Source organism: uncultured Hyphomicrobium sp. (assembly GCF_902826555.1).
In the GTDB taxonomy this organism is placed as follows: domain Bacteria; phylum Pseudomonadota; class Alphaproteobacteria; order Rhizobiales; family Hyphomicrobiaceae; genus Hyphomicrobium_C.
Genome location: NZ_CADEFI010000019.1, coordinates 30,105 through 39,556, shown reverse-complemented (window position 1 = coordinate 39,556; position 9,452 = coordinate 30,105). Strand labels below are relative to the sequence as shown.

At 65.6% G+C, this 9,452-nt stretch carries 8 protein-coding genes; 4 read left to right on the top strand and 4 right to left on the bottom strand.

What is annotated here, in order from left to right; all coding sequences use genetic code 11:
• Positions 1–321 precede the first annotated feature (321 nt).
• The gene (rfbD, locus tag QZV93_RS10015; RefSeq protein ID WP_295558056.1) at positions 322–1,209 is read left to right on the top strand and encodes a dTDP-4-dehydrorhamnose reductase; all 888 of its coding nucleotides are present in this window, start codon (positions 322–324) and stop codon (positions 1,207–1,209) included.
• Between the two features lie 14 nt (positions 1,210–1,223).
• Here rfbD and QZV93_RS10010 read toward each other — a convergent pair whose 3' ends face one another.
• Positions 1,224–1,568, bottom strand: coding sequence for a hypothetical protein (locus QZV93_RS10010; RefSeq protein ID WP_295558054.1), 345 nt, complete (start codon positions 1,566–1,568; stop codon positions 1,224–1,226).
• Between the two features lie 149 nt (positions 1,569–1,717).
• On the opposite strand from QZV93_RS10010, the gene arfB reads away from it, so the two are divergent.
• Together arfB and otnI are read left to right on the top strand one after the other, a co-directional pair.
• Entirely contained in the window at positions 1,718–2,140 is a 423-nt protein-coding gene (gene arfB, locus QZV93_RS10005) for an alternative ribosome rescue aminoacyl-tRNA hydrolase ArfB (protein WP_295558052.1), read from the top strand.
• Positions 2,141–2,164: 24 nt separating this feature from the next.
• Complete coding sequence (gene otnI, locus QZV93_RS10000; protein WP_295558050.1) at positions 2,165–2,941, top strand: 2-oxo-tetronate isomerase; 777 nt, start codon at positions 2,165–2,167, stop codon at positions 2,939–2,941.
• Between the two features lie 16 nt (positions 2,942–2,957).
• Here otnI and QZV93_RS09995 read toward each other — a convergent pair whose 3' ends face one another.
• The 3 genes from QZV93_RS09995 to QZV93_RS09985 form a co-directional block, all read right to left on the bottom strand.
• Entirely contained in the window at positions 2,958–3,962 is a 1,005-nt protein-coding gene (locus QZV93_RS09995) for a hypothetical protein (RefSeq protein WP_295558048.1), read from the bottom strand.
• A complete protein-coding gene (locus QZV93_RS09990; protein WP_295558047.1) occupies positions 3,872–4,861 on the bottom strand; it encodes a hypothetical protein in 990 nt (329 codons plus the stop codon). The genes QZV93_RS09995 and QZV93_RS09990 overlap by 91 nt, the downstream gene beginning before the upstream one ends.
• 62 nt (positions 4,862–4,923) lie before the next feature.
• Entirely contained in the window at positions 4,924–8,985 is a 4,062-nt protein-coding gene (locus QZV93_RS09985; RefSeq protein ID WP_295558046.1) for a M4 family metallopeptidase, read from the bottom strand.
• Between the two features lie 140 nt (positions 8,986–9,125).
• Here QZV93_RS09985 and QZV93_RS09980 point away from each other — a divergent pair, with 140 nt between their 5' ends.
• Positions 9,126–9,401 (top strand): hypothetical protein, encoded by a 276-nt coding sequence (locus QZV93_RS09980; protein WP_295558044.1) that lies wholly within the window; start codon positions 9,126–9,128, stop codon positions 9,399–9,401.
• Positions 9,402–9,452: the final 51 nt, after the last annotated feature.

Below are 9,452 nucleotides of genomic sequence, written 5' to 3'. Positions count from 1 at the left end.
CAGCCCCAGGTTCAGCCCATGCAGCAGCAGCCGATGCCCATGCCGATGCCGATGCCCATGCCCATGCCGCCGATGCAGGGGCAGCCGGCCCCGCAGCAGGCGACGGCTCCCGACGGCAGCGCCGTCCGTCTTGCGGTCTGCGCCTAAGGACAGCGGCGACCGTTTTGTGACATGAGGGGCGTCGTTCGATCCAAAAGGGTCGGGCGGCGCCCCGGTGCTATTTGACGCGCGATCCGCCGCCGGGCCCCAGGGTTGCTATGATTCGATGCTGCTATGATGCGTCGGACAGGATGGAGCAGCCCGCAAACCCCAGGAGGGTCCATGCGATTGCTGATTGCAGGTTGGCACGGCCAGGTGGCACGCGCGCTGATCGAGGCGGCGCCATCCCGGATCGAGATCAAAGCCCTCGCCGCCGGCCGCGCCGCCCTGGATGTGCGCGACCCCCGCTCCATCGAGCGCGCCTTTGGCGATCTCGCCCCGACCGTCGTTGTCAACACGGCAGCCTACACGGCGGTCGATCAGGCAGAGACGGATCAGGAGGCCGCCTTCGCCCTCAATAGGGACGGCGCGCGGCTGTTCGCTCATGCCGCAGCCAGGCGCAACATCCCGATCATCCACCTCTCCACGCACTATGTCTTCGATGGCACCAAGGCCACGCCGTACGACGAGCATGATGTGCCCGCGCCGCAAACGGTGTACGGCCGCTCAAAGCTCGAAGGCGAGCGTGCCGTCGTCGAGGCCAATCCCGACCATGTGATTATCCGCACGGGCTGGGTGTTCGGCCCGGCCGGGCAGAATTTTGCAACGAGAATTCTGGATGCCGCGACCGGAGAAGCGCCCTTGCGTCTTGTCTCCGACCAGCATGGCAACCCGACTTATGCCCCGCATCTCGCGAGCGCGATCCTCGACATTGCCCGCAAGATCACCGCCAACGAGTTGGACCGGCCGGCATGGGGCACCTATCACGCGGCTGGCACCGGCGCGACCTCCTGGCTCGGATTGGCGAGCGAGATCCTCGAATGCGCAGCAAAGCATGGCAAGGCCGGCACGCCGCTGGAGCCTATCGCGTCGGCGGACTATCCGGCGAAGGCCGCTCGCCCCATGAACTCGGAGCTCGATTGCGCCAAGTTCGAGCGCACGTTCGCTCTCCACCTGCCGCCCTGGCAGCAGGGCGTGGCGGCATGCGTCGAGCGCCTTGCCTCCGCGTGAGCAAGGCGCCGAGGCTATTGCACCGCATTGGCCCGGCGGACCTTGACGTGGGCGCGCACGAACAAGAACAGGAACGCGACCAGCAGCGCGAAGAACGGCACGTTGATCCAGCCCTCGAGCCTGTCTGCGCGTGACGCGTCGATCAGCGCGAAGTGCTGCACGAGCTTCAGAATGGCAATCGCGCCGACGGCCAGTAGGAACAGGTTGCCGGCAAGCATGAGATGCTTCTCGGCGTTGTAGTACTTGGTGAGCATCGTGTTTTCGGGCGGCTTGGACCCCGTGGCCAGCGACGCAACCGCCAGGGGCAGCACGACGAGGGCCACGAAACCGTAGATGAAAAGGTTGAGGACGGTGAGCATAGGGATTCTCCGTGCTGGAGGCGCCACGTCGGAAAGCCAAGATCCGACCCAGTACCCGAACAAGGAACGGATTGTCAGTTCCGGCCGAAACAGGCGCCGCTGCGCGCTGATGGCTGCGCGCCGCCCAAATCTCTGCTAACACCCAGCCCATGCTGGAGATCACACCCACCCTTTCGATCGACGAGCGCGAGCTCGAGGAACGCTTCATTCGCGCTTCCGGTCCAGGCGGACAGAACGTCAACAAGGTCTCGACCGCCGTCGAGCTGCGCTTCGACGTGCGCCGCTCGGAGAGCCTGCCCCACGCCGTGCGGGACCGCCTGGAGCGGCTCGCGGGGCGCCGCGTCACCGATGATGGCGTGCTCGTCATCCGCGCCGAGCGCCACCGCACCCAGGAGCGCAACCGCGACGATGCGCGCACGCGCCTCGCCGATCTCGTGCGCGAGGCCCTCCACGTGCCGAAAAAGCGCGTGGCGACCAAGCCGAGCCGTGCCGCCAGGGCGCGTCGCGTCGATTCCAAGGTGAAGCGCGGCGGCGTCAAGAAGCTGCGCCAGTCGCGCCCGTCTTTCGACTAGCGTCAATTGCATCGAGAACGTTCCATGCCGCGCTTCGCCGCGAACCTGAGCTTCCTCTTTATCGACCTGCCGTTCCTCGACCGCTTCGAGGCGGCGGCGCGCGCGGGCTTCAAAGGCGTCGAGTTCATGTTCCCCTACGCCACGCCGGCCGGGGAGATCCGCACGCGCCTTGATGCGAACGGCCTCTCGCTCGTGCTGTTCAATCTCCCGCCCGGACATTGGGACAAGGGCGAGCGCGGATTCGCGGCGCTTCCGGGACGTGAGGACGAGTTCGCTTCCGCCGTGGATCTGGCCTTGCGCTACGCCGAAGCGCTCGATTGCCCGCGGCTCCACGCCATGGCGGGGCTTACGACGCACGGCGCCTCGCGTGACGCCTACGTCGCCAACCTGCGCCTCGCCGCGGACTGGGCCGCGCCTCTCGGCATCGACATCCTGATCGAGCCGATCAACACGCGCGACATGCCGGATTACTTCCTCACCCGCACCGCCGAAGCCCGCGATGTCATCGCCGAGGTCGGCAAGCCGAACCTGGGCTTGCAGCTCGATCTCTATCACCGCCATCTCATGGAGGGCGATGTGGAGGCGGCCATCGCCGAGTTCGGGCCGCTCGCGCGCCACTACCAGTGCGCCGACCCGCCGGACCGCGGCGAACCCTCGCTACGCACGATCGACTACGCGCACCTCTTTCGCCTCATCGACGCGTCGGGCTACGACGGCTGGATTGGCTGCGAATACAAGCCCCGCGGTGCGACACGCGACGGCCTCGCCTGGCCCGCCGCCTGCGGCGTCACGCTGGGCTAGATCTTGGCGCACGGGATCAGTCTGTGTCCCAGGCCTTGAGTGCCTTGCAGGCGCTAAGGGACGCGCGCTCGAGCCGAAACGCGACCTTAGCTTCGTTCGTGGCGACGCTATAGGTTCCACCGCCTTCGCATCCGGCCTGCATTTTGAGCCTGTCGAAAAAGAGATTGAGACTTGCGGTTCCAGGGATGCGCACGGCGCGCATGCCGCCACCGTCACATTCGACCCAACACGCGAGCATGAATTCCGGCTCGATGTCCTTTTCCTTTTCATAGTCCCAGCCGGACCACGTGCATCCGGATCTCGCGAACAGCTCCTTTCCGAGACTGGGGGACGTGACTCTCACGGTGAAGTCAAAATCCCAGCTTTCATTGCGGGCGCGCCGTCCGTTTGTGTAGTTGAGATACAGCGCCACATGAGAAATGGCCTGATTGGGAAGGTCTCGCGACGTCGCTGCGGCGAGTGGTTTGCCGTCGGCATCGGCTATGGGTCGGAGCTGCTCGGCGTACGTGGGCCATTGCTGCATGTCGACCGCCTTGTCGCCGAAGGTACCTTCGAAACAGGCTTCATTGCCCGGTCTCTTATGCGGAATGATGCTTTTGATCGCGGTGTCGCTTCCTGCGCTTTGAGCCGATGCCGGAGCGGTGCCGAACGCCATCGCCGCAAGCACTGAGAGCCATTTCACGCGAAGGGACCAACTCGTGGCGACCGCCCCGATCATCATGTTCATCACCCGACCTTGTCTCGTGACGGATGATGCCATCACGGCCGATTTCACGACAAGGCAACGATCGGAACAGGACACGTGCGGACTTATTCCGGGAAATAGCGGATTTTCCGTCGAAACATGCACCGAAGTCCGCTGCGGCAGCGAGTGAAAATGCGCCGACGCGGCGATGCGCGGGCGGCGCGAGCTGAGCGTTGGCGAGTGTGCTACGCCGGCGGGGCGAGGAATCCGCCCTCGACCAGCGCCTTCAGCATTACCGCTGCGCCGCACTGCTTGGAGACGGCGTTCGGGTCCCACTTGTTGTCGGCCACGAACTTGCCCTTGGTGTAGTGGTTCGAGAAGCTCCACAAGTAGGGCGTATTGATCTTGTACAGCAAGCGGCTGCGCCAGCCGTTGTAGGCTTCCCAGCGGTAGAGCACGTGCGCGAGATCCCAGTCGGGCTTTTCGTCGAGCTTGTCGTAGCGAAGGGCGTCGACGGCGCTCGACACCCAGTCGGATGGCGGCAGCCAAGGGTTCGGGCGGCCCGCCGGCACTTGCTTGGTCTTCGCCTTGAGCGAGTCGCCGTTGTGCAGATGCGACGTCATGTCGAAGCCGCACTCCATGCCGTGGATGATGGCCGTGAAGTACCACGGCACACAGGTCTCGACTGCCACGGCGTCGTAGGCCTTACGCCGCGTCGCATCGGTGATCTTCGAGACGTACCACTGCACGTCCGTGCGGTTCGCGTCCCGGATCACGCAGGTCTCGAACAGCTTGCGGTAATTGTCGGCGATATCTTCGAACTTGGGGGCCGTGACGGCGGCCGCCTGCGGCCCTTCGGGAATGTCGCGCTGCACGCGCTCCGCATTGCGCACGGTGCGCAGAAGCTCGGAGGCCCGGTCTAGCAGGCCGTCGACATCGGCCGAGGTCGCGCCGGTGGCGTCGGGCGCCGAGCTCGTGATGCCGTCCATGAAATCGACGATGGCGGGCTGGATCTCCGAGAATTCCTCGGTGCCCGCGGCGGGTGCAAGCCCCATGCGCGGAACCGAGAGCCCGAGCCTTTGCGCCTCCTCAGACAGGTCGGTGAGCTGAGACCACGTCCCGCGCGAGCTTTGCGCCAGGGCCGAGGGTGTCTCGAGCCGTACGACAAACGGCATCGCCATCGCGGCCGCAAGCCCCGCGCCCATCTGGCGGCGGTCCAAGTTGACCCGTTTCATGCTGTCCTCGTCATCGTTGTCTCGTGTCCGCGTCTGTTGTGTCCTGCCCGGTGGCCTGTCGATCAGCTGGAAGGCACCTCGAGCCCGACGGCACGCTGCGCGCCTGCCACCTGATCGCAGTCGGCCGGGATGAGGCCGGCAAGCTCTGCGCTTGCGAGCTCGAAGCAGCTGTCGACGAATACGTTTGCCGCGTGCGTCAGCGTCGAACTTTGGTTGAGGCCGACGGTCATCGCGCGATAGGTGATGCGTGCGAGCTTGTAGCGGCCAATGCCCGACACCGTGACGCCGTGATGCGTGCCGCCCTCTGAGACGAGATAGGCGAACTTGTTGAGGATGCCGCTGTTGAAATGCACGCAACCGTTGTCGTTGTAGGCCGTGGAGCCGCATTGCTCGTCGTCGGGCGTCAGCACCTCGGAATAGTGGTCCGGCTGACCGCGATTCGAGAGCGAGAAACGTGCCCCCCTGTTGAACATGGACACGCCGTTGGTGTCCTTGAGGTGCGGATCTGCGAGGCTTCTGAGCGGCGCCGTGACCGAGAAGCCGGGCGAGGCCTCACCGATCAGCCAGTTGCCGCCGTCGCCCTTTGCATCGAGCTCGATCAAGGTGCCGAAGATGTCGGCCAGCGCCTCGTTCACCGCGCCCGGCTCGTTGAGGTAAAGCAGGTTTTTCTCGTGGGCAATGATGCCGTGGGTCATCTCGTGAGCCACGATGTCGAGAGCACCTGCGTAGCCCGGCCCGTACACCATGACGTTCGCGCCCGGGCAGTCGTAGGATTTGCTGGTGCACCAGTAGGCGTTCTGCGTCCGCCCATGCCGCACGTAGGCTTCCATTGGCGAGCCGCCCTTGCCCTCGTTGTCGTCGAACCCGTCCCGCCCGAAGGTCAGGAAGAAGTAGTCGCGCACGATGCCGGCATTGCGGAACGCCGTCAGTGCCTCGGGCGCCAGCTTTTCCGCGCGCTGGCGGTTCGACTCGTCGATGCCGACGGAGCCAGGAAAGGTCGTCGTCTGACCGAGGTCGAAGATCCGCCGCAGCATGCCGCTGCCGGACGGCTGATCGCGGTAGTAGTAGAAGGCCTCACCCGTGGCCGCGTCGATGAAGATGCGGAACGAGTCGATCGAGACCAGCCACGCCAGGCGTGTTTTTCCGCCCTTCGCCTTGCCGACCAGCGCCGGATCGAACACCACGAGATTTGGCTTCGCCACTTCCGCCTTGCTTGGATCGGGCGCCAGCGGAAACGCACGCGACGCATCCGGCGTGTTCCTGAGCACGTCGGCAAGTTTCGTGCGCGCTGCAGCCACCGCCTCGCCTTCCGCGATCTTCGGCTTCGTGTCATCGACGGCGACCGTCGAGATCGTGCCGCTGAACTTCGTCACGCCGAGCGTCGAATCGACGTTGAGCTTTGCCGTTGAGCCGAACACCGGCACGCCGTCCACATGCTGCTCCACCTCCGCCACGTAGCGGTTCGGCAGATCGGGATCCTTGCGCCGCCCGACATATTGAGGCTTCGCACTCTTGTTCCGCGATGGATAGAGCGAGGAAAGTCCGCCCGTGCCGAAATAGGCCTCGACGGCGCGCTTCGTTTCCTCCTCCGTTTGATCCCTCTTCTCGGCGGCGCCGAGTGACGCCCCACCCGCGGCCTGCGGCGAGAGCCCGGTCACGGTATTTGGCAGCCCCGTGGCCGGATCGATCGTCACACGCAGGTTCGGATGCGTCTTGCGCAGTTCCTCGATCGCCTTTTCGACTTCGGCACGCGTGGCTTTCGCGTCCTCGCTGCTCGGCGTCGAAGATGCCGTCACCAGCGATGAGCCGGGAACGCCGACACTCGGCGACGGAGCTTCGCCAACCACCGACTTGGTGGTGTCGGCGACGACAGGCTGGACGAGATTGCGGCATTGCGTGATCGGCGCAGCGGCCGCCGTCGATGCGGGGTGCACCTCGGCGGTCGCGGAAAGGCCCGCGTAGGAGGCCGCGATCGAGAACGGTGTCGCGGTGTCCGACCAGAGGAACTCCATCGCCGCGAGATCGGTTTTCACCCCGCCCGAGAGGCTGCGCGCATCGCCGGGCGAAAGGCTTCCGAAACCGCTGCCGTTGAGATCGATGAGCGGGAAGAAGCACTCGTTGTCGTCGATCACCCCATCGCCGTTGAGATCTTCGGTAAAGGCGGCATTCGTCGTCGCCGCGCTGGTGAGCGAGGCGAGTTGCCGCGAGAAGATGGAGAGATCGCTCGAAGTGACTGTACCGTCGCCATCGAGGTCGGCAAGCAGCCGCGTCTCTTCCGGTGCGACGGCCGCCACCGCTTCGAGCGCATCGATGGTCGGCGCCTGCTTGACGCCTTCCGGCGGCGCTTTGGCGCTCTTGCGAATGATCTCGGCGATCTCGGCGGGCTTCTTTTCGGGAGCCAGCTCGAACAGCAGTCCTGCGAGCGCCGCCACGTGCGGCGAGGCCTGGGACGTGCCGTTGCAAATCCAGAGCGGCTTGTCCTTGGCGAGCGTGCTCATGATGTCGACGCCCGGCGCCGAGACGTCGCCGCCGAGGTTCGAGAACTCGGCCCTGAGCCCGTTGCGGTCGATGGCTTCCACCACCAGGATGTTGGGCGGGCTTTCGCCGGTCGCCGATTCCGTGGTGCCGGCCCATGCGAACGGCGAGGCCCACTTGGCCTCGATGGGCGTGGCGCGGTCTTCCGAGTCGTTGCCGGCCGCCACGACGAACAGCACGTGGTCCTGCACACGGCTCGCCATCAGGCGGATGAGATTGGCCTGATGCGTGATGTGAAGCGCGAGCCCGGGAACATCCTCCGGGTTCTCGTCGCCGAGCAGGTTCGCGGCCACGAAATTGTAGCCGAGACTGATGTTGATGACCCTGAGATTGTCGGGCGTGATCAGGTTGGCATAGACGTAATCGAGCGTCTTCGCGAGCACGTCGTCGAACAGCAGCGCCTGCACCTGCCAGCCCTCGTCGACGCCCACATGACCGGAATCGCCAACGATGGCGTTGTCGACCGCGATAGCGTCCAGCCGCGCGTCCGGCACGATGCCGTTGATGCCCGGCTGGTCCGCCGACGATCGCGCACCGATAATTCCCGCCACGTGCATGCCGTGATGCGTGCCGCACTGCGACGTATGATAGGCGACCGTCTTCACGTGCTGCATCGACGCGAACGGCACCATCGGGTTGTCCTCGAATCCGCTGTCGATGACGGCGATCTTCGGCCGCTTTTCGTCGGGGTGCAGTTTGCGGTGTCGATCGATGATGCTCCACACCGCCGGCATGCGCATCGCCTTGAGGCCCCAGTTGCCGTCGGCCTCCTTGCTGGCATGCCAGCGCCAGCTGAACACGTCGCCGTCCACGTTGATCGTCGCGCCGAGGCCTTTCGGGATCTGCTTGGCCTCCATCGTCGTGTTGACGAACGCGCCATCGACGACTTTTTCCGCCCGCAGCTCCTTGATGATCGGTGGTTCGAGCACGCTTTGCAGCTGGGACTTGCTGTCTCCGGCCTTTTCCGTTGCGCCCGGCTGGATGCCACGGCCTCTCGCCGTCTCGACCGTGATCACGCCGAGCGGCGCGATCACCTTTGTGATCGTCAGGCCATACTTTTTGAGCAAGGCGTCGATGTCGGCGTCGGTTGCATCCGGGCTGAGCTGGATGACGAAGCTGTTCGGCTTTGCCACCGGCACCTTGCGCGCCGATTGCTCGGCGGCGCCTGTGCTTGCGCGGCCGCGCCGCCGGTCGCGGTATCGATAGTAGCGAGAGGTATCGGCGGCCGCCGCCGTTTCGAAAGCACCGTCCGCCTCGGTGCCAGGCGCAGGCGGCGCCTTGCGGAAGGTCGACGAGATCAGGCCGTAGATCGAATCGCCCCACGTGACGTCGCCGCGCTTCTGCTGTGGAGTCGCGGGCGCCGACTTGTTCTTGCTGGGATCGACGTAGATGAAGTCGTCCTTCTTGTCGCCCGACTTCTGCTGCTGGGACGACGAAGAAGACGGCTTCTTGGGCGCGAACTTGTCCTCGAGCGTGCGCTGAAGATTGTCGTACTTGGACGGCGGCAATTGCGCGTGTGCCGTCGAGGTGATCGGGAGGCTTAGCGCCACGAGCACCGCCGCGGCGAAAGCTGGCGTATGTCTCGGCATCGTTGCTGCTCCTAGCTCAAGCAATAAAACGCGTAGCGATGAGAGTTACCAGTCCGTCGCCCAATTCCACCACGAGGACCAATTGTTCTTGGCCGAACCCCACCAGCCCTGCTCTTGCGGAGCCGGAGGTTGCGGCGTGGGTGTCGGAGCGGGCGCCGGCTCCGGCTTGGGAGCCGGTGTCGGTGCCGGTTGCGGCGCCGGCGCGGGTTCGGGCGCCGGCGCGGGTGTGGGCGTTGGTGCAGGCGCTGGCTCCGGCGCAGGCGCAGGCGCAGGTTCTGGCGTGGGCGTGGGCGCGGGTGTCGGTGCGGGTTCCGGCTGCGGCGCCGGAGTGGGCTCCGGTTGAGGAACGGGCGCAGGCTCCGGCGCGGGAGCTGGCGTCGGCGTCGGTGCCGGGGCCGGCGTTGGCGATGGAGTAGGGGTCGGCGATGGAACCGGCGTCGGCGTCGGTTGCGGCGCCGGCGGCGCAC

Excerpts from the sequence above, each read along its gene's own strand:
- rfbD (WP_295558056.1), top strand. The coding sequence starts at position 322 with ATGCGATTGCTGATTGCAGGTTGGCACGGCCAGGTGGCACGCGCGCTG.
- QZV93_RS10010 (WP_295558054.1), bottom strand. The coding sequence starts at position 1,568 with ATGCTCACCGTCCTCAACCTTTTCATCTACGGTTTCGTGGCCCTCGTC.
- arfB (WP_295558052.1), top strand. The coding sequence starts at position 1,718 with ATGCTGGAGATCACACCCACCCTTTCGATCGACGAGCGCGAGCTCGAG.
- otnI (WP_295558050.1), top strand. The coding sequence starts at position 2,165 with ATGCCGCGCTTCGCCGCGAACCTGAGCTTCCTCTTTATCGACCTGCCG.
- QZV93_RS09990 (WP_295558047.1), bottom strand. The coding sequence starts at position 4,861 with ATGAAACGGGTCAACTTGGACCGCCGCCAGATGGGCGCGGGGCTTGCG.
- QZV93_RS09985 (WP_295558046.1), bottom strand. The coding sequence starts at position 8,985 with ATGCCGAGACATACGCCAGCTTTCGCCGCGGCGGTGCTCGTGGCGCTA.